Origin of the sequence: Planktothrix sp. FACHB-1365 (assembly GCF_014697575.1) — a bacterium.
GTDB lineage: Bacteria > Cyanobacteriota > Cyanobacteriia > Cyanobacteriales > Microcoleaceae > Planktothrix.
The window spans coordinates 72,371-91,951 of sequence record NZ_JACJSC010000022.1 but is presented as its reverse complement, the minus strand read 5'-3'; the positions used below and the strand labels follow the sequence as shown (position 1 = coordinate 91,951).

Genomic DNA, 19,581 nt, shown 5'->3' with positions numbered 1-19,581 from the left:
AGATTAAATTTTGGGGTTGATGTTAACTGAAATATGGGGTTAGGACTAGGAGAATAACTGGCGGAAAAATTGCTTGATTTGACTAAACCAGCGACGAATTTTTTGCCACAGGGTCGGGGATGGCGGAATAGGTGGGGTTTCGAGTTGCTCAAGGGCGCGATCGCATTCTTGGATTTTGTGATCGAGTTGCATTTGTTGATAGAATTGGCGAGCATTACGGTACGCACCTATGGCGTCGGGAATGCGGTTAAGTTTAGTTAGGGTTTTACCAAAGTTAAACCAGATTTCAGCTTGGTATTGAGGACTTTTGATTTCTGTTGCAATAGTCAAAGCCTCTTGATACAAAGAAAGAGCTTGTTGATAGTCTTCTAAACCATCATAGACTTCTCCTAAACCATTTAAAGAATCAGCTACCCCCCGTCTATCCCCAATATCTCGTCGAATTTCCAGAGATTGCTGGTGATAGGATATAGTATCTTCGTAGCATCCTAGTGAATTGTAAGCATTGCCTAAACCGTTTAAAGAATCAGCTACCCCCCGTCTATCCCCAATCTCTTGTTGAATTTCCAGAGATTGCTGGTGATAAGATATGGCATCTTCGTAGCGTCCTAGGGAATTGTAAACATTGCCTAAACCGTTTAAAGAATCAGCTACCCCCCGTCTATTCCCAATCTCTCGTTTAATTTCCAGAGATTGCTGGTGATAAGATATAGCTTCTTCGTAGCGTCCTAGGAAATTGTAAACATTGCCTAAATTGCCTAAAGAAATAGCTACCCCCCGTCTATTCCCAATCTCTCGTTTAATTTCCAGAGATTGCTGGTGATAGGATATCGCTTCTTCGTAGCGTCCTAGGGAATTGTAAACATTGCCTAAATTCCCTAAAGAAATAGCTACCCCCCCTCTATCTGCACCAATCTCTCGTTTAATTTCCAGAGATTGCTGGTGATAAGATATGGCATCTTCGTAACGTCCTAGGGAATTGTAAGCAGCACCTAAATTACCTAAAGAAATAGCTATCCCCCCTCTATCCGCAATCTCGCGGTAAATTTCCAGAGATTGCTGGTGATAGGATATCGCTTCTTCGTAGCGTCCTAGGGAATTGTAAACATTGCCTAAACCGTTTAAAGAAGCAGTTTCCCCCTGTCTATTCCCAATCTTTCGTTCAATTTCCAGAGATTGCTCGTAATAGGATATCGCTTCTTCGTAGCGTCCTAGGAAACGGTAAGCATTGCCTAACGAAATTAAAGAGGCACAATATCGCCAGTCTTGCTTATCGGTAAGATGTTCAACCAATTCCTGATAGAGTTCAGTACGGAGTTGGTTATTACCGCGTAATTCGAGAAATTTAGCAACACAATTATCGTTATAACTTCCATCATAAATCACATCAAACGCTGCTTTATATTCCCCCAACTCGCACCAATGATAAAACACCTCCAAATATTCCCGCACATCGTCCACCGTCTGCCAGTGGTCACGGGATTTAAACCGACTTTGATAAAATTCAATTGCCTTCTGATGCGCTCCCGTTAAATCCCCCACCCGATACTTGAGATACTCCAAAATCAAGGGCAGAAACGTATAAACTCCCCTGGTTTCCGATGCCAAAAATCCCCGTTTCCCTAACTCCCGCAATTCCTTATCCGCCACCGTTTCCCCAGAAATAGCCGTCGCCGTCACCCCATCAAACCCCCAACGCAACACCACCAAGGACAACAACACCCGTTGTAACTTCTCCGATAAATGGTTAAAACTGGCATCCAATACAGCCACCAACTGCACCGCCTCCTGACGGTGAAATCCCTGTAACCGCCCCATCAACTCCCTGACATCGGCTATTCCTAACGCGGCTAAATCCCCAATAGTCGCCCCGGCGCCGATTTCCCCATTCAGTAACCCCGCCACCAGTCGCAAGGTCAGAGGATGGCCATTCACCTTAGCCACAAAAGCCTCCAATTCCGCCTCTGTCCCTCCAATGTCTAAATTTTGAAGTAATTGTCTTCCTTCCGTTGCTGAAAGTCCCTGTAGGGCTAATTCTGTGGGTTTATCTTGGACTAACTTCGGCACAACTTGGGTCGTGACCAGAATTTCTGTCTGATGACATTTCCCTAGCCACTGTTGCAAGAAATTCTGATAGCCTTCATCTTGGAGCACCGATTCCAGATTATCTAAGATTAGTAAAAACCGTTGTTGTTGCAGACAGTGGATTAAAACCTCGGTTAAACGAGTTTCTTCAATTTCTTTTAACCGATCTGGAGACAGTTTTCCCAACTGAGTTAAAATACCCTGGGCGACAATCGAGAATAGGGGACGTTGGCTTAAATCTAGCCACAATTTATCAACAAAATCCGTTCTGTCGTTAAAGACTTTGGCCGCCAGGGTTGATTTTCCCATCCCAGCGATCGCTACAATCACACCTAGTTTATTATTTTCATCGTCTAACCAACCGTTAACAATCGCTAAATCCGCTTCTCGCCCTTGCCAATACATCACCGCCGGGGGTGTGGTATTTAGACTAAAGGAAATCGCTTGAATTTTCGATTTGTCTCGCTCAAAGAAGCCGATAATCGTCTCAAAACCCTGTTCTGCTATTTGTTTTAACTCTTGATTCTGTTGACCAACTTGCTCGAATCCGGCGGTCATTGTCTCTTGTAAGGTCTGTAATTCCTCTGATAACCAACCCCGCAATTCTTGAATTTGTGCCTGAGTTATTCCCAACTGTTGTAAGAGGGCATCAAACCCCGATTCCATCTCAGTTCCCAACTTTTTAAACTGTTCTGTATGATCCTTCTGTAACTTTTTAATCTCTGTTAAACCCGCTTGAATCGGTTCTAAATTAGCTGTTTGTTGGGGCTGATCTCGCAAGGTGGCTAAAATTTGCCCCAACAGGGATAACATTAACCCCCCAAAGGCTTTCCCTCCCTGTTCAGCATCCCGTTTTAACACTTCGCGTAAGGCTTTCGGGAATTTCTCGGCTAAGATTTGGGCAACTCCGGTGATTACATCCGGTGGTAAGGTGATCCCGACTTCAGGGCATAACCAATCTTTTAATAGACTTTCCCAGTCTGCGGGAGTTAGGGGTTGTTGGTTAAAAAAGTCATCATGGGTTTGAGAAAAAAGGTTAACTAATTCTTCCTCTTGGATCGGATCAATAATATTAATTTCGCCGTTGCGGTTGGCTTCTGCCAATTCCAGCCACTTTTTCGGCGCGGCTTTCGCTAATTTTTTTAAAGGTTTCTGGAAACTGCGGTATTGTTCTGAGGTAGCGATGGACTCTAATAATAACCCAACAGCTAATCCGACGGCTTTGGTGAGGTCGTTGTTAGAGAGAATATCCTGTTTTCCCAGACTGTCAGCAATGGCCCCAAGATCACTTGCAAATATGCTCCCAGCAACCCCTGCACCAATTTCACCAACGCATTTTAGTAGGCCAATTTCTTGTAAACCAGGAATCAGGTAACAAGCGAGATGCCCAGCCCCAATCGCCCCAAAGGTTGTTAATACACGGAGATTGCGTTGACTAACTAAATCGAGAATTCCCACGTTCTCACCCATGAGCTAGATTGATTTAATTATAGGCAATGGGGAATAGGCAATAGGGAATAGAAGGACAGTAAACCACCAACCGTCAGTAGAGACGTGCCATGGCACGTCTCTACACAGCCAACCGCCAACAGCCAACCGTCAACAGCTGACACCCATTAAAACTGATCAAAAGTATGGTATTCTAAATGATTGTGGCAAATTACGGATTAACTTGAGATTCAACAACTATGGCTCTCACACAGCAGCGTAAACAAGAAATCATGTCCGAGCACCAAACCCATGAAACCGATACCGGTTCCTGTGAAGTGCAAGTGGCAATGCTGACAGAACGAATTAATAAACTCAGCGAACACTTAAAAATCAATAAAAAAGATCACTCCTCTCGGCGTGGACTTTTACTAATGATTGGCCGTCGCAAACGTCTGTTAAGCTTCTTACAAGGCCAAGATAGAGAACGCTATAAAGCCTTAATTGCACGTCTGGGTATTCGGGGTTAGAATTCTGCGACTGGCGTAACAACCGAAGCCTTAATCTGTGACCTTAGCTTTCCTCCTGCATTTCCAGACCCATCTTTTAAACCTATGTCCTCTGAACCTCCTCCCGCACGTCCCGCCTTTGAACCGAGGAAAAATCGCAAAAAAAATAATAAAGCGACTTCAAAACCTCCTGTTAAGGCAGCTTCAGACCCAAAATCGACAAAACCTGATCAAAAGGTCAAGGCGACTGCTACTTCATCCCAACCTCAACCCCAAAAAACGAAAGACACTAAGCGTCGTTATACTCGTGAAGAAACGGCAATTCCAGAGCAAGTCAGTCAACGGATGCTCTCTCGAATGGTCGTTTTAGCGGGACTACCTTTGCTGATGGGCTTAGGAACATTCATTGGGAGTTATTTTGTAATTACCCAAGACTTGTTTCTCTTTCCCCATAGCATTGTTGTGATGATTAGTATGGGGTTTTTTGGGTTAAGTGTCGTGGGTTTAAGCTATGGCGTTCTGTCAGCATCCTGGGATGAAGACGTCTCAGGAAGTGTTTTAGGCTGGCAAGAATTTAAACTGAATTTAGGGCGAATGCAGGACGGATGGAAAGCTGCACGGCAAAAAAATCAGAAAAATTAAGAATTCAAAACTTTACGTCCAAAGTTGAATTGTAATACGCTAAATTTAGTTTAACGTCCCTGTATTTTCTGAAACAATTCCAGTTTTTTAAGTTTGATCAACCGATCATTCCAGGATAAATGATTATAGTAATGAAAGTCGGCACACCGGAAGCCGAAATTGAACGTTTAAATGCAGATCTCAACACCAGTTGGGGATTATCACCGGAAAAAATTGTTGGTAAACACAAAGTGGTGATTGGGTTAGTCGGTGAAACGGCAGACCTTGACCCCTTGCAACTGCGGGAAATGAGTCCTTTCATTGAGGATGTTTTACGGGTCGAAAAACCCTATAAACGGGTCAGTCGCACCTATCGTCAAGGAGAAGCCAGCGAAGTTACCGTTCCAACTCCGGCTGGAGATGTTACCTTTAGCGAACACCATCCCCTCGTTGTCGTTGCTGGGCCTTGCTCAGTGGAAAACGAAGAGATGATTGTCGAAACCGCTAAACGAGTGAAAGCCGCTGGCGCTAAATTCCTGCGGGGTGGAGCCTTTAAGCCTCGTACCTCTCCTTATGCGTTTCAAGGACACGGTGAAAGCGCCCTAGGATTATTAGCCGCCGCACGGGAAGCCACCGGACTCGGTATTATTACGGAGTTAATGGATGCCGAAGATTTGGAAAAATTAGGAGAAGTCGCCGATATTATTCAAATTGGCGCTCGCAATATGCAGAACTTCTCTTTGTTGAAAAAAGTGGGAGCCCAAGATAAACCTGTCCTCCTCAAACGCGGAATGTCTGCCACCATTGAAGAGTGGTTAATGGCGGCGGAATATATTCTCGCAGGCGGAAACCCAAACGTGATTTTATGCGAACGGGGCGTTCGGGGTTTTGACCGTCAATATACCCGCAATACTCTGGATTTATCCGTGATTCCCGTATTGCGATCGCTGACTCACCTCCCGATTATGATCGATCCCAGTCATGGGATTGGTGTCGCAGAATACGTTCCTTCTATGGCGATGGCCTCCATTGCCGCCGGAACCGATTCTTTAATGATTGAAGTCCATCCCAACCCAGCAAAAGCCTTGTCCGATGGCCCTCAATCTCTAACCCCAGATCGGTTTGACCACTTAATGCAAGAACTGTCTGTGATGGGTAAAGCGGTAGGCCGTTGGCCTAAAGAACTAGCCGTTGTCGGTTAATTCCTTGACCCGGATGCTCGATGCTCAGGTTGACCATCCGGGTTGAATTTTGAGGCTGTTGTTACCCTATAATCGATTCATTTGCTTTTCAAGAGAAAGTCTTTAATTTTCAAAATTTAAAACTAATACTATTTTATTGGTAATCAAAATAACCGTTTTTATTTTTTGCATCTGCCTAAAGATAGATTTTTAAGCAGCTTGTGACAGTTTCTCATCTGGAATAATCTCTGAAAACTATATATAATAATAATGTTAAATTTCCTGAAATAATTATTGGTTGAGGAGTGCAATTACCGATGCCCAATCTCCATACAACGGCTTTTATAGGAACTGCGATAGCACTCACCCTAAATGGTGGTGAACTTTTAGCTCAAGAACTTTCCTCTCCATCCTCCTTACAAAATATTGTTGGATCTTCAGTAGAAATTGCGTCTAAAACCATCTCAGAAACAACGGATTCAAATCCTGAACAGTTAGCAGTTGAAAGTACAGAACTTAATAATAACTCCGAGGAAGTTATTCAACAGCAACCCCAAACTTTATCAGAAGCTAAAACTACATTTCCCTCCACACAAGCCGCCGATTTAAGTGACAATTGGATGGATCGAGTTGAGTGGAATATTGCTCAAAATTCAGATCAATCCTTACCCGTTACTCAACAACCTGAAGCAAGAGAAGAAAAACCCGAAGATCCTCGGAAAGCCGCTGATGAGAATGGTCGCCGTTTAAGTAATAACTATAATTATGTAGGACTGGGAGGGAATATTGGAATTACAGGAGATGGTTCAGGTTTAGGAGGAGGAGGTTTAATGAGCCTCTCCAAAACCGGATTTTCAGAAAACTTTTCCCTACATTCGGGTGGAATTATCATCGGAAGCGATAGCGCCAGTTTAGTTCATCTGACGGCTGATTTTCCGGTCAGAAGTGAAACAAACGCAGTTCGGTTTTCACCCTTTGTAGGAGCAGGAATTATCTACAAAGATATCTTTAATAATGACTTTAGCGTTGGCCCTTCAGCCGTAGCCGGAATTGATATTCCCATTTCTTACAGTTTCTTAATTACAGGCCGTGCTAGTGTGGGCTATATTCGAGATGAAACAGATTTTGGGATTCAAATTGGTTTCAGTTATATTTACACGAAAGGACTACTGGGTTTAATTTTTGATTAATCTTCAGATAGCTGGCGGTTGACTGTGGGTTGTTAACCGTCACCCCCCAACCTTCTAAGAAGTAGTATCCGAATCTTGACCTTTGTGAATTAACGCTTCTGATTGTTGAACCATTGTTTTTAAAAGTTGATTTAATAACAGTAAATTTTCTGAGGATAGGGGTGTTACAGCAAGTCGAGTGCTAAGTTCACTGAGTTTATTTTGAAGTTGCTGCGTTAGCCGTAAAGCATCTAAACTCAATTTAGATAACTGTTGTTTTTGATAAAACTTTAAAGCAGCCCCTCGTAACACCTGTAAGTTAGCTTCTTCTCCTAAGCTTCCAGGAGTAACTCTTAACCGCAATAATAGATGGGTATTTTGATAAACTCGTTCAATCTCAACTTGCTGAGGCTGATCAACAGGAATTAAAGGAAATTCGACTAATAATTTCAACTCATTAATTACCCCCTGAAATTGTTGATCTTCTAACCCCGCAACAACGGATTGTAAAACGCCATCCTGACTCCATAATATTCGAGATGAATTGGCTTCTTGACGTTCAAAATAAAGTCGCCCAATCCCCCCCTTTAACACTCTTCCTAACAGTTCTTGTAACAAATCATGGGGAGATAATATTGCTAAATCCTCCATCGGATTTTCTAAATCAGTTGTTTTAATCTCTAAAACTGAGGGTAAATTTAAGGAACCTGGAGATGCTAATTCTATCGGTTCCAGGGAAAACTTTTCGACCTCAGAAGAAAAATTAGCAACCAGTGACGGTAAAGATTCAAGAGGTTCTGACGGGGTAATATTTTTAGACTTAACAGAAGAATGAACTGCTGAATTTTGTATAAAAGTTTGGGAAGAAGTTTGAGGTTCAGAAGATAAGGTTTGTTCAACACTTGTTGAAATTGGTTCAGTTTTTTGAGCCTGTTGCGTATAATATAAATACGAAGACAACACAGATCTTTCTTCTTCGGAGGAAATAATCTGAGTTACAATGGAGCAATTCATATAAGATACAATCTTTTGAACATATTCTAAGGCTGATTCATCTTCTGAATCAACAACGCCCAAATATAATTGATTATCTTTGAGACAGAGCGGCAAAATTTGGTAATGCAAGCAAACTTCTAACGGTAAAATACTGTCAATTAAACCGAAAATTTGCTGCGCGTCCAACGGAATTGTTCCAGTGGCTTGAGATTTAGCTAACATTTTCTATTAATAGTGTCTTAGTCTAATATTCCCAGGTTTAGAGCTAATTCAGACTGAATTAGCTTCTATGAAAAAGGCACTCCAACTCAAATTCCAGATCTGCAACCCGGGGAAGTGAAGAAGAGTGGATAGGTAACGGTTATCTTTATAACTTCAGTTTAACAGCCTTTAAGGAAATTACCTATATTGGCTAGAACGACAAGCAAAGCACCGGGAACAGTGAGAGCTACTCAGTTTGTCAAAAGTAATGATGTCGTCTTAAAATTATTTTTTTGCTCAATATAAACAGTGCAATGGTTAGAAGAAAAGGTTTTCTGAAACATTTCATAGCCGTTATTCTGGGGACAACGGTACTTTTAGAGAAAGCTCCAAAGCCCGTGCTGGCGGTATCCGTTCACCCTCAAAACCCCATCCCTCTAGCACCATCCCCGGTTAAATTTTTAACCCCCAGAACCCCTAAATTTGCCACTTCTACCTTATTCCCCCCATCCAAACAACCCAGTTCTGATTCCATTCAAGTTAATTTGCAACTGGTGATTAAATTAAATGAACGTCGGGTTTATGTCTATCAAAATCAACAGGTACAAACCAGCTATCCTATCGCCGTCGGTCGAGAAGGTTGGGAAACTCCAGTCGGTCAATATCAAGTGATTCAAATGATTACCCGTCCGACTTGGGAACATCCCCTTACCGGAGAAATTATTCCTCCAGGGCCAGATAATCCGTTAGGTCAGCGTTGGATTGGGTTTTGGACAGATGGAAAAAACTATATTGGATTTCATGGAACTCCGAATACTGAAACTGTTGGACAAGCCGCATCTCATGGTTGTATTCGGATGTTTAATCAAGATGTTTTGGCTTTATTTGAGATGGTAAAAATCGGAACCCCTGTGATTGTTGAACCTTAGTTACAAATAATCGGGATTTTACAGATTTTAAAGTTTAATTGAAAAAATGCTGTAAACTGAATTTTGGTTATTGAAAAATCCATATTCATGACAAACCCTGCTGCACCTGAAATTCATCCCAATCTTTGGCCGGAGTTATTACAACAACTGTTAGACCGCCAATCCCTATCGATAACCCAAGCTTCACAATTGATGCGGGGATGGTTGGAAGAAGCAGTTCCTCCTGTGCTGTCTGGGGCTATTTTGGCAGCTATCCAAGCCAAAGGGGTATCCGCAGAAGAATTAGCAGGAATGGCATCGGTGTTACAGTCCTGTTGTGTTTCAGAATCTCCGGTTTCAGGGAATTCTGATGTCATTTCTCCTTACCGTGTCATTGATACCTGTGGAACTGGAGGTGATGGTGCTTCAACCTTTAATATTTCCACAACCGTTGCCTTTGTGGCAGCAGCGGCTCAGGTTCCTGTAGCCAAACATGGAAATCGCTCTGCATCGAGTAAAGTCGGGTCTGCGGATGTTTTAGAAGCTTTGGGGGTTAACTTAAAAGCACCCGGAGCAAAAGTTACCCAGGCGTTATCGGCGGTTGGAATTACATTTTTATTTGCTCCCGGTTGGCATCCCGCGATGAAAGCGGTTGTTCCCCTACGTCAAACCCTAAAAGTCCGAACGGTGTTTAATTTATTGGGGCCCTTGGTGAACCCTCTACGCCCCACCGGACAGGTTATGGGGGTTTTTGACCCAAAATTGCTCCCCACCATTGCCCAAGCCTTAAAGGAATTAGGGACAGAAGTGGCGATTGTGTTACATGGACGGGAAAGACTGGATGAAGCCGGGTTAGGCGATATCACTGACTTAGCGATTTTATCCCAAGGTCAGATTGAACAAACCACCCTCAACCCTCAAGATGTGGGGTTAACTTCAGCCTCTATCACGGCTCTTAAAGGGGGAGATGTGGAAGAAAATGCTGAAATTCTTCGCAATTTATTACAAGGAAAAGGTACACAAGCTCAACAAGATGTAGTGGCTCTGAATGCCTCTTTAGCATTACAAGTGGGGGGTGCTGTACCTATGGGTTACCATCAAAAAGGGATCTCTTTAGCTCAAGAGATTTTGCAAAGCGGTGCGGCGTGGTCAAAACTCGAACAATTGGTACAATTCCTCAAGGATTAATATTAGGCACGGGGGCGGAATTCAATCACATCTTGTTTAATGGTGAGATCGTATGTTCCAAAAAAGCTCTGTCCTAATAATCCTATTTCTAAGACCGGAGAAATAGACACTTCCACATTGCTCATTTGTAACCCCCCCACATTAATAGAATCTACACGACCCACCTGTTGATTGACCAATTGATCACTGGCGGTGTTAATGGGTAGATTTCCATAAGGTTGCACCTTCAAAGCATCTGCCATTGCAGGCGTAATCACAACTCCAGTTGCTCCCGTATCTAATAACATTTCAAAGGTATTTTGACCATTAAAATTAACATCAATAACGGGAATTCCTCCTTGTCGGCGTTTAATCGGAATTTGAAAAACTCCGGGTGTTGTTGGATTTGCAGATAGGGGATTTGAGGTTGGGAATAAACCACAAACCGACTGCGTTAAATTCTCAACATTTCCAGAGGGTTCACGAATAAAACAACCCGGATATTCTTGAGCCTTAACGGGAATTTCACTGAGCAAAACTCCCATCAAAAGGACAGAAAAACTTAGTCTAAGGGAATAGACATCAATTAAAATTACTTGGCTCATAATCTTACCCTGCTATTTTAGTTTAAGGATTAGAGCGTTCAATCTCTTCATTCGGTCTGGTAGGTGTTTGATGACAATCTCAGAACCTTAATTCACGAAGCAGTTATTTATTCTTTTATTGCCTAGCTCGAAATTCAACAATATCTGCTTTAATCGTAACATCATATTCTCCAAAGAAATCTTGACCCAGTAAACCCACATCTAAAGTCGGAGCGATCGCAACGGTGAGATTATTTTTAATAGCCCCAGCTACCTCCAGTTTTTGGATCGCACCCAAATCAAATTCCACACCCTTTTGACTGGGTGTATCTGCTTTACCTCGACCGGAGGGAATGACGCCTAAAAGTTCTGCCATCAGTGGAGTAATGACTGTTCCACTAGCTCCGGTATCAACCATCATTTCAAAAGGTTGTCGATCATTAAAGATGACTTGGATGACCGGAATTCCTCCATCTCTTCTAATAATTTTAGCTTGATAAATACCGGGTGTTGCCAGGGGAGAAATAGCTGTTTTTGCATCAGTTTGTGGAAAAATACAAACTTGATCTAAAAATATTACCTGTCCGGTTTTTGTTTTTAGAAAACAACCAGGCTGTTCTTGGGCACTAGAACCCAGAGGATCGGTCAAGATTAAGCCTGTCGTTGATAATAAAATCGAAAACAGAGGGATTAACCGAGATAAACCCTGTCTTTGGGCTTGTTCAGCCAAAACGTTTAGATAAGACAGCGACATAGTTACAAAAGCCGATAAGGGATATAACCGGACTAAAGACGGGGAAGTATTCATATTTTACTGATAGTCAAGCGTTAGCTTTAATCGTTACAGAGATCTTAGTCAGCGTCAATTTTCCCGATCTAAAGATTACCTTTAGCTATGTTCTGTGTTCTATCTTAAATGGGGAGTATGTCAACCTTTCGCGCTATCGTAAACAGCAGATCTAAAGTCAGTTTGTTTAAGGCAGTCGTGAAATACTTTTTTTTAACCGATGGATGGACAGTAGGACGAGTCTGGGGAGTAGGAGGTCTGTGGGATCAAAGCCTACGTCGCCGTCCACCCGAAATTCAAAAAATGAACCTCTGTATTTGGAATCAAACTCAACAGGAAAAGATGTGGCTGTATCGGGTTGAAGATGCTGTTTTGATGTTAGAAGTCAAACCCGATATTACCCCAATTAACAACCCCTCTAGCACCATTGGTCAAGTTGTTCTGACTCGCTTAATTACAGCCGATCAAGTCCTAGAACGCTTGGCAAGTGCTTCCACAGAATGTCAAATGAACAATAGTCTGTAATCTCACGGTTGAGTCGTGGGGAGTCAGTGTTCAGCCCAAGAATCTCCCAACAATCTCCCGACACAGCGAAGCTTGTCGGTGAGAGTGTCAAAACTATTGCATTTGGTTCTAACAATCGATACACTTCTTTAAGATAAGCTTCATGTTCGTGGAGATCCCGTTAATGATCTAACCGAAATTGATGACTTTTCAATTGAGGGACGATCAGTTCGGGCGTATTCATAGCAAAGTTATAAAAAAGTAGACCATTATCAACTAGGAGGAGCGTAGTCAATGGGACTACCCTGGTATCGTGTACATACAGTTGTTCTGAATGACCCAGGACGATTGATCTCTGTACACCTGATGCACACCGCTTTGGTGGCAGGTTGGGCTGGATCTATGGCCCTTTATGAACTCGCAATTTATGATCCTTCTGATCCCGTCCTCAACCCGATGTGGCGTCAAGGGATGTTTGTCATGCCCTTCATGGCCCGCTTAGGGGTAACTCAATCCTGGGGCGGTTGGAGTCTCACCGGAGAAGCCGTTACCAACCCTGGTATTTGGTCTTTTGAAGGGGTGGCTGCCACTCATATCATTCTGTCTGGTTTACTCTTCCTGGCTGCCGTTTGGCACTGGGTTTTCTGGGATCTTGAGCTATTTACCGATCCCCGAACAGGCGAACCTGCCTTAGATTTGCCTAAAATGTTTGGCATTCACCTGTTCTTATCAGGTCTGCTTTGCTTTGGTTTTGGAGCCTTCCACCTAACGGGCTTATTTGGCCCTGGAATGTGGGTATCTGATCCCTATGGCATCACCGGAAGTGTGCAACCCGTTGCACCCGCTTGGGGGCCAGAAGGATTTAACCCGTTCAATGCGGGAGGTATTGTGGCTCACCATATTGCCGCCGGTGTTGTTGGCATTATTGCGGGTCTGTTCCACCTCTCTGTCCGTCCGCCGCAACGGTTATACAAAGCTCTGCGGATGGGGAACATTGAAACGGTGTTATCCAGCAGTATTGCTGCGGTGTTCTTCTCAGCTTTCGTTGTAGCAGGAACCATGTGGTACGGTTCTGCGGCCACCCCCATCGAACTGTTTGGCCCGACTCGCTATCAATGGGATAGTGGTTACTTCCAACAGGAAATTCAACGCCGGGTACAAACCAGTGTTGCCCGTGGGGATAGCTATGCCCAAGCTTGGGAAAAAATTCCTGAAAAACTCGCCTTCTATGACTATGTGGGCAACAGCCCAGCTAAAGGCGGTTTATTCCGGGTTGGCCCGATGAACAACGGCGATGGCATTGCTAAAGCTTGGTTAGGCCATCCGGTATTCAAAGATTCTGAAGGACGGGAATTATCAGTTCGCCGTCTTCCTAACTTCTTTGAAACCTTCCCAGTAGTCCTCACGGATAAAGACGGTGTGGTTCGCGCTGATATTCCCTTCCGTCGGGCTGAGTCTCGCTACAGCTTTGAGCAAGCTGGAGTGACGGTCAGTTTCTATGGTGGTGAATTAGATGGCAAAACCTTTAAAGATGCCCCAACCGTTAAAAAATACGCCCGTTTAGCCCAACAAGGGGAACCCTTCGAGTTTGATCGCGAAACCTTGGGATCTGACGGGGTGTTCCGCACTAGCACCCGTGGCTGGTTCACCTACGCCCACGCTTGCTTTGCATTATTGTTCTTCTTTGGCCATATTTGGCACGGTTCTCGGACGATCTTCCGCGATGTGTTCGCTGGGGTGGAAGCCGATCTCGAAGAACAAGTGGAATGGGGTCTGTTCCAGAAAGTGGGTGACAAAACGACTCGCGTTAAGAAAACTGTCTAGGATACACCTAGTTCAGGCTTTTGCGGTCTGTTGGTCAACCTAATTTTTAGAGAGTTGGAGCTTTGTTCATAAAGTTTCCGACTCTCTCTTTATTTAGACGGATTCCATCTTCCTTAATCGCTCAATGGTAGACTGTTAGAAAACAATAAGTTTAGGAAACATTAACATGGAAAGTGTTGCTTACATCTTAGTTTTGACCTTGGCATTAGGAGTTCTCTTTTTTGCAATTGCATTCCGGGAACCCCCTCGGATCGGGAAGTAACTGGCAATAAGAGACTCTTTTTCCGCTCCAATACTGAGTGATGAGGGTTTGGGGTAATTGAACGTTCTGTACTGTCGCCAACCCAGAAAGGCTTGGATTTATTTCTGGGAGCCAATTCACCCGTTGAACTAAAACCTTAAGTTCTCATTGCTGAGTATTGGACTGTTCAAACGTTACCCCCGTGCTTTGTACTCACTGATCAGAAAACTTCTGTTCGGTGAACTCTATGCTCAAAGGACGTTAATCATGCAGTGTCCAGTTTGCCAGTATACCAATAGTCGCGTACTGGAGTCGCGTTCGGCTGAATCGGGTAAAAGCATTCGGCGACGACGGGAATGTCTCCAGTGTCAGCATCGGTTTACGACTTATGAACGGATTGAATTTGTTCCCATTACGGTGATGAAGCGGGATGGGAAACGGGAATCCTTTGATCGCTCTAAATTACTGCGGGGAATGGTTCGAGCTTGTGAAAAAACAGGACTTTCTGCTTTAGATTTAGAATCAATTATTGATGAAATTGAAGCGGAACTGCAACAACGTTCCCAACGGGAATTTCCCACTCAGGAAATTGGAGAATTAGTTTTGCAACGACTCAAATCTTTAAGTGAAGTTGCCTATGTGCGGTTTGCTTCCGTTTATCGACAATTTCAAGGGATTCGAGATTTTGCCGAAGCGTTGAATCACTTTCAGAGTGATACTGAGCCTCAAAACGGGAATGAACCCACTTCAACCCAGGAAGATCCGACTTCCCCACAGGAAAGTTCACCGCTTGAAACCTCCCCTTCTTTGTGTTCTGCCTCCTGAGTTCCATCTCAATAGCAGAGTTATAATTTTTAATTTACCCCAATTAATCTTGAACTCTACCCCCAACCCGATAAAACTTTGGGCAAGCCCTGACCCAAAATCGATCAGTTATGGCATAATAGATATGCTCTGAACAGTTATACTATTTAAGTTAACTCCATTTACCAAATTAAACAAAAAAGTTTAACTTAGTGAACGAGGTTAAACTTAAGTCGCCGGAGGGCATTCGGAGGGATGCCAAACGGACGTGGAGATTGCGTAAGACCTAAACACTTAGGCTGTAATCGATGAAGCGTCAACCCCATTCAGCGACCCTTGTGGTGTCGCGAAGAATCCACTCGCCTTTAGGCAGTGGAGGATGTCAACTGTTCCCCTAGGCATCAACACAGCTTACCTGAAACCCCAGGGTAAAGGTTTAGGCTGTATATTCAAGTTGATGACCTTAATTCTATAGGAGCTACTAGACTTGACGCAGTAATACTCGGTTTATCTGTTTTTAGCAGATAGTCCAGAGGCTTCGGGTGTCAAGTCAGCAGTTTTGATCGCCTAGAAATTGGCTGATCAGCCAGGATCAAAAACCTCTCTTAACTGCAAAGACAACCATTTAATAGGAGCAACTTTAGGACACAACTCGCATGATCAATCAGAAAACAAAACCAAAAGATGTGGGCTTCACCCACGAAGATTTTGCCGCCTTACTCGATAAATACGACTATCACTTTAGTCCCGGTGACGTAGTGGCGGGGACAGTTTTTAGTCTAGAGCCAAGGGGTGCTCTGATTGATATTGGTGCTAAGACCGCAGCATACATTCCACTACAAGAAATGTCAATTAATCGGGTGGAAAGTCCTGATGAAGTATTACAGTCCAATGAAACCCGCGAGTTTTTCATTCTGACCGATGAAAACGAAGATGGGCAATTAACTCTTTCCATTCGTCGCATTGAGTATATGCGGGCCTGGGAGCGCGTCCGCCAACTGCAAGCGGAAGATGCTACCGTCCGTTCTCAAGTCTTTGCCACAAACCGAGGCGGCGCTTTAGTTCGCATTGAAGGATTGCGGGGCTTTATTCCAGGCTCCCATATTAGTACACGCAAACCCAAAGAAGAACTCGTTGCTGAAGAATTACCCTTAAAATTTCTAGAGGTTGATGAGGATCGCAATCGCCTCGTTCTAAGCCATCGTCGGGCTTTAGTTGAGCGGAAGATGAACCGCTTAGAAGTGGGTGAAGTGGTGACAGGAACCGTTAGAGGAATTAAACCTTACGGGGCGTTTATTGACATTGGTGGCGTGAGTGGTCTGCTCCACATCTCAGAAATTTCTCACGATCACATTGACACCCCTCATAGCGTCTTTAACGTCAATGATGAAGTCAAAGTCATGATTATTGACTTAGATGCAGATCGCGGCCGGATTTCCCTTTCAACAAAACAACTGGAACCCGAACCGGGAGCAATGGTTAAAAATCCTCAGCTTGTGTATGAGAAAGCTGAAGAAATGGCAGCCAAATTCCGGGAAAAACTCTTGGCGGCTCAACAAGGAACTGTCTCGATTGAAGTTCCCGCAGAACTGGATGAAGCAGATATTCCATCTGCCATTGATGATGAAATCCCATCGGCCATTGACGATGACATTCCAGAAGCCATCGAAGAAGACGTTGAACCTGTTGCCGAGGGAGTATAAGTTTCAACGGAACAAAAAGGAAGAGGGAATAGATTTTTTTCTGTTCCCTCTTCCTTTTTCCCTATTTTTTTTGGAGTTTTTAAGGTTGGTTACTCTTCAAGTTCAGACGGTTACTTTTTCTAATATCGCAGCCGTTATCTTCGATAAAGATGGAACCTTAGAGGATTCTACGGATTTCTTGAGGAATTTAGCCCAAAAGCGATCGCGTTTAATTGATGCTCAAATTCCAGGGATTGGGGAACCTCTATTGATGGCTTTTGGGGTTCAGGGAGATAGCCTTGACCCTACTGGATTGATGGCGGTGGGAAGCCGACGAGAAAATGAAATTGCAGCGGCTGCCTATGTTGCAGAAACGGGACGAGGGTGGTTAGAGTCTTTAACGATTGCCCGTCGTGCTTTTGAAGATGCGGATTATTATCTCAAATCTACTCCCCCTTCTCCTTTGTTTGTTGGGGGTTTAGACATTCTCAAATCCCTATCCGATGCGGGGGTAAAGGTGGGGATTCTTTCGGCGGCTCCGACTTCACAAGTCCAACGTTTTGTGACACACCATCAACTCGAACCCTATATTCAATTACAAATGGGGGTCGATGACGGTCCAACAAAACCCGATCCGATTTTATTCCTGAATGCCTGTCAAGCCCTGGGAGTGCATCCTTCTGTGACTTTAATGGTGGGGGATGCTCAAGGAGATATTGATATGGCGATCGGGGCTGGGGCTGCGGGTTGTGTGGGGGTTTGTTGGAACCAATCCCACCCTAAACACCTAAATGGGGCGACGGTGGTGATCTCCCATTGGGATCAATTGAAAATTAAGAGCTTGACACTCCCAAGAGTATCTTTCGGGGATTCTTAAAACAATTTGACTTTTAACGGCGATATCAAAACGCCTCTACCCACTCGACTAGGATCTAACCCTAATTTTGCCGATACTTTTCGCAAAGATCGTAATGTTGTGTGAAAATTTATGTAAAGATTTTTGTACTTTCTTTAAGATTTGTGTGCTATAGTCAAAACATGAGCAAGTTTAAGATCATGCTCTGTTAAAGTTCATCCCCTGCTTTGAAACTCAGGATTGGTTTTTGTCCAAATTTTAGTCTGGAATTTACTTTATGCCATTTACAGTCGATTCAGCCCGTGGGATTTTTCCAAATACTTTAACTGCTGACGTAGTACCAGCTACAATCGCCCGCTTCAATCAACTGAATGCTGAAGATCAACTGGCATTAATCTGGTTTGCTTACCTTGAAATGGGTAAAACGATTACCGTTGCTGCTTTAGGCGCGGCTAATATGGAGTTTGCTCAAGGAACGATGAATCAAATTCGGCAAATGTCTTTCCAAGAACAAACACAGGTCATGTGTGATTTGGCAAACCGAACCGATACACCCATTTCACGAGCTTACGGTAGTTGGACTGCCAACATTAAGCTAGGTTTTTGGTATCAGCTTGGGGAATGGATGGCTCAAGGAATTGTTGCTCCAATTCCATCAGGATATAAGCTATCAGCTAATGCAGCTTCTGTACTGCAAGCAATTCAAGCACTAGAATCAGGTCAACAAATCACTGTTTTACGCAATTGCGTTGTTGACATGGGATTTGATACAAGTAAGCTTGATAGTTTTCAGAGAGTTTCTGAACCTGTGGTTGTTCCTAAAGATATGGCACAACGGACTCAAGTTACTATCGAAGGCGTTGATAATCCCACGGTTCTCAACTACATGAATAACATGAACGCCAACGACTTTGAGGTGCTGATTGAGTTATTCACCCCCGATGGCGCGCTTCAACCTCCTTTTCAGAAACCCATTGTGGGGAAAGATGCTGTTTTTCGATTTTTCCGAGAAGAGTGTAATAATCTCAAGTTGATTCCAGAGCGAGGCGTAACAGAACCCGCAGAGGGTGGTTATACCCAAATCAAAGTAACTGGTAAAGTGCAAACTCCTTGGTTTGGTGCTGGTGTGGGCATGAATATGGCTTGGAGATTTTTGCTAAGTCCTGAAAATAAAATTTTCTTTGTGGCAATTGACTTGTTAGCATCACCTAAAGAGTTGTTAAATTTAGTTCGTTAATTAATAAACGAATCTAATTTAATATAGCAACGGGTTTAAACCCGTTGCCACCCAGACAAAACCCTGATTGTGTGGGTTTTTTAGGGTCTATTTTTTAATAAATAGTATATTTTAACTTGTGGTTTAAAGGGGAAGATAATAAATAGTTTTTATTTTCCCTGTTGGTGCGATTTAACAAACATAACCCTAATTATGGTTGTGTAAGTTCTGATTAATAAACCTTTTGACTTTAGTAATGATGCAAGTAAATGAGATTGAATGGTCTGAGGCAGAAAAAAAAGTAGCTAAAGCCGCCTTTGATACAGCTTATAAACGAGAAATAAAGGCTTTGATAGACGAAGTTCGTAAACAATCAAGTGCGATTGTAGAAATTGATGATATCTGGCGTTTGCATGACTTTTTAAGTGCTAGAAGACACAATATAGATGGCAAATATGATTATGAATATTCAGGACTAATTTTTATTTTTGCCAGTTTGGTTAAAGAGGGTTGGCTACATCTTAATGAACTAGATGGACTCAACACAAATAAGCTGACTAAGATAGCAGCTATTGCCCGTATTTGATACTCTCCGCGAATATCGCGACGGGGATTGTTAAAACAATTTGAGTTTTTACATTGACAATCTGGCTACCAAATCCGCCCTCCACTCGGCTAAAGGGCGGGGCTTTAAACCCATAATTTTCGTTAAATTGGGAATAACCCCTGTATAATTGCTGATCGTCGCAACTTTCTATAATATAATCCGTCTGATCGGTGAAAATGAGAATTAAGAGATGATGCTGTAGTAGTGTAAT

18 protein-coding genes are annotated in these 19,581 nt (G+C 43.3%); 14 read left to right on the top strand and 4 right to left on the bottom strand.

The annotated features are described in order from the left end of the window. Positions 1-45 precede the first annotated feature (45 nt). Entirely contained in the window at positions 46-3,555 is a 3,510-nt protein-coding gene (locus tag H6G57_RS20420) for a tetratricopeptide repeat protein (protein WP_190521831.1), read from the bottom strand. 218 nt (positions 3,556-3,773) lie between these two features. Here H6G57_RS20420 and rpsO point away from each other — a divergent pair, with 218 nt between their 5' ends. The 4 genes from rpsO to H6G57_RS20400 all read left to right on the top strand — a co-directional run bounded on the left by rpsO (position 3,774) and on the right by H6G57_RS20400 (position 7,014). Continuing rightward, positions 3,774-4,043: a 30S ribosomal protein S15 gene (rpsO, locus tag H6G57_RS20415; RefSeq protein ID WP_072717223.1), complete on the top strand. Its 270-nt coding sequence runs from the start codon at positions 3,774-3,776 to the stop codon at positions 4,041-4,043. 84 nt (positions 4,044-4,127) lie between these two features. Continuing rightward, on the top strand, positions 4,128-4,664 hold the full coding sequence (locus tag H6G57_RS20410; protein WP_190521829.1) for a PAM68 family protein: 537 nt from the start codon (positions 4,128-4,130) through the stop codon (positions 4,662-4,664). 119 nt (positions 4,665-4,783) lie between these two features. After that, positions 4,784-5,845 carry a 3-deoxy-7-phosphoheptulonate synthase gene (gene aroF / locus H6G57_RS20405; protein ID WP_190521827.1) on the top strand — a complete coding sequence of 354 codons (1,062 nt, stop codon included), beginning with the start codon at positions 4,784-4,786 and terminating at the stop codon, positions 5,843-5,845. A gap of 296 nt (positions 5,846-6,141) precedes the next feature. Next, entirely contained in the window at positions 6,142-7,014 is an 873-nt protein-coding gene (locus tag H6G57_RS20400; protein ID WP_190521825.1) for a hypothetical protein, read from the top strand. A gap of 54 nt (positions 7,015-7,068) precedes the next feature. Here H6G57_RS20400 and H6G57_RS20395 read toward each other — a convergent pair whose 3' ends face one another. Beyond that, entirely contained in the window at positions 7,069-8,211 is a 1,143-nt protein-coding gene (locus H6G57_RS20395) for a hypothetical protein (RefSeq protein ID WP_190521823.1), read from the bottom strand. Positions 8,212-8,504: 293 nt separating this feature from the next. Between H6G57_RS20395 and H6G57_RS20390 the strand changes: the two genes are divergently transcribed. Next, positions 8,505-9,119, top strand: a complete 615-nt coding sequence (locus H6G57_RS20390; RefSeq protein ID WP_190521821.1) for a L,D-transpeptidase — start codon at positions 8,505-8,507, stop codon at positions 9,117-9,119. A gap of 87 nt (positions 9,120-9,206) precedes the next feature. Next, entirely contained in the window at positions 9,207-10,286 is a 1,080-nt protein-coding gene (gene trpD, locus H6G57_RS20385) for an anthranilate phosphoribosyltransferase (protein ID WP_190521820.1), read from the top strand. A gap of 2 nt (positions 10,287-10,288) precedes the next feature. Here the strand turns inward: trpD and H6G57_RS20380 are convergent, their stop codons facing one another. After that, positions 10,289-10,870 (bottom strand): TIGR02281 family clan AA aspartic protease, encoded by a 582-nt coding sequence (locus H6G57_RS20380; RefSeq protein WP_190521818.1) that lies wholly within the window; start codon positions 10,868-10,870, stop codon positions 10,289-10,291. Positions 10,871-10,985: 115 nt separating this feature from the next. Continuing rightward, on the bottom strand, positions 10,986-11,657 hold the full coding sequence (locus tag H6G57_RS20375) for a TIGR02281 family clan AA aspartic protease (RefSeq protein WP_242049041.1): 672 nt from the start codon (positions 11,655-11,657) through the stop codon (positions 10,986-10,988). Between the two features lie 177 nt (positions 11,658-11,834). On the opposite strand from H6G57_RS20375, the gene H6G57_RS20370 reads away from it, so the two are divergent. The 8 genes from H6G57_RS20370 (at position 11,835) to H6G57_RS20335 (ending at position 19,349) form a co-directional block, all read left to right on the top strand. Next, on the top strand, positions 11,835-12,161 hold the full coding sequence (locus H6G57_RS20370; RefSeq protein ID WP_190521817.1) for a hypothetical protein: 327 nt from the start codon (positions 11,835-11,837) through the stop codon (positions 12,159-12,161). Between the two features lie 273 nt (positions 12,162-12,434). Then, positions 12,435-13,964, top strand: a complete 1,530-nt coding sequence (psbB, locus tag H6G57_RS20365) for a photosystem II chlorophyll-binding protein CP47 (protein ID WP_190521815.1) — start codon at positions 12,435-12,437, stop codon at positions 13,962-13,964. Between the two features lie 166 nt (positions 13,965-14,130). After that, on the top strand, positions 14,131-14,226 hold the full coding sequence (locus H6G57_RS20360; RefSeq protein ID WP_006619121.1) for a photosystem II reaction center protein T: 96 nt from the start codon (positions 14,131-14,133) through the stop codon (positions 14,224-14,226). 246 nt (positions 14,227-14,472) lie between these two features. Next, entirely contained in the window at positions 14,473-15,030 is a 558-nt protein-coding gene (gene nrdR, locus H6G57_RS20355; RefSeq protein WP_190521813.1) for a transcriptional regulator NrdR, read from the top strand. A gap of 635 nt (positions 15,031-15,665) precedes the next feature. Then, entirely contained in the window at positions 15,666-16,712 is a 1,047-nt protein-coding gene (locus H6G57_RS20350; protein ID WP_072717213.1) for a 30S ribosomal protein S1, read from the top strand. Positions 16,713-16,797: 85 nt separating this feature from the next. Continuing rightward, positions 16,798-17,568 carry an HAD family hydrolase gene (locus tag H6G57_RS20345; RefSeq protein WP_190521811.1) on the top strand — a complete coding sequence of 257 codons (771 nt, stop codon included), beginning with the start codon at positions 16,798-16,800 and terminating at the stop codon, positions 17,566-17,568. 256 nt (positions 17,569-17,824) lie between these two features. Beyond that, entirely contained in the window at positions 17,825-18,784 is a 960-nt protein-coding gene (locus H6G57_RS20340; protein ID WP_190521810.1) for an orange carotenoid-binding protein, read from the top strand. A gap of 235 nt (positions 18,785-19,019) precedes the next feature. Next, entirely contained in the window at positions 19,020-19,349 is a 330-nt protein-coding gene (locus H6G57_RS20335; protein WP_190521808.1) for a hypothetical protein, read from the top strand. Positions 19,350-19,581 lie beyond the last annotated feature (232 nt).

Excerpts from the sequence above, each read along its gene's own strand:
- H6G57_RS20360 (WP_006619121.1), top strand. The coding sequence starts at position 14,131 with ATGGAAAGTGTTGCTTACATCTTAGTTTTGACCTTGGCATTAGGAGTT.
- nrdR (WP_190521813.1), top strand. The coding sequence starts at position 14,473 with ATGCAGTGTCCAGTTTGCCAGTATACCAATAGTCGCGTACTGGAGTCG.
- H6G57_RS20350 (WP_072717213.1), top strand. The coding sequence starts at position 15,666 with ATGATCAATCAGAAAACAAAACCAAAAGATGTGGGCTTCACCCACGAA.
- rpsO (WP_072717223.1), top strand. The coding sequence starts at position 3,774 with ATGGCTCTCACACAGCAGCGTAAACAAGAAATCATGTCCGAGCACCAA.
- H6G57_RS20340 (WP_190521810.1), top strand. The coding sequence starts at position 17,825 with ATGCCATTTACAGTCGATTCAGCCCGTGGGATTTTTCCAAATACTTTA.
- H6G57_RS20335 (WP_190521808.1), top strand. The coding sequence starts at position 19,020 with ATGATGCAAGTAAATGAGATTGAATGGTCTGAGGCAGAAAAAAAAGTA.
- trpD (WP_190521820.1), top strand. The coding sequence starts at position 9,207 with ATGACAAACCCTGCTGCACCTGAAATTCATCCCAATCTTTGGCCGGAG.
- H6G57_RS20400 (WP_190521825.1), top strand. The coding sequence starts at position 6,142 with ATGCCCAATCTCCATACAACGGCTTTTATAGGAACTGCGATAGCACTC.
- H6G57_RS20380 (WP_190521818.1), bottom strand. The coding sequence starts at position 10,870 with ATGAGCCAAGTAATTTTAATTGATGTCTATTCCCTTAGACTAAGTTTT.
- H6G57_RS20390 (WP_190521821.1), top strand. The coding sequence starts at position 8,505 with ATGGTTAGAAGAAAAGGTTTTCTGAAACATTTCATAGCCGTTATTCTG.
- H6G57_RS20410 (WP_190521829.1), top strand. The coding sequence starts at position 4,128 with ATGTCCTCTGAACCTCCTCCCGCACGTCCCGCCTTTGAACCGAGGAAA.
- aroF (WP_190521827.1), top strand. The coding sequence starts at position 4,784 with ATGATTATAGTAATGAAAGTCGGCACACCGGAAGCCGAAATTGAACGT.
- H6G57_RS20395 (WP_190521823.1), bottom strand. The coding sequence starts at position 8,211 with ATGTTAGCTAAATCTCAAGCCACTGGAACAATTCCGTTGGACGCGCAG.
- H6G57_RS20375 (WP_242049041.1), bottom strand. The coding sequence starts at position 11,657 with ATGAATACTTCCCCGTCTTTAGTCCGGTTATATCCCTTATCGGCTTTT.
- H6G57_RS20420 (WP_190521831.1), bottom strand. The coding sequence starts at position 3,555 with ATGGGTGAGAACGTGGGAATTCTCGATTTAGTTAGTCAACGCAATCTC.
- psbB (WP_190521815.1), top strand. The coding sequence starts at position 12,435 with ATGGGACTACCCTGGTATCGTGTACATACAGTTGTTCTGAATGACCCA.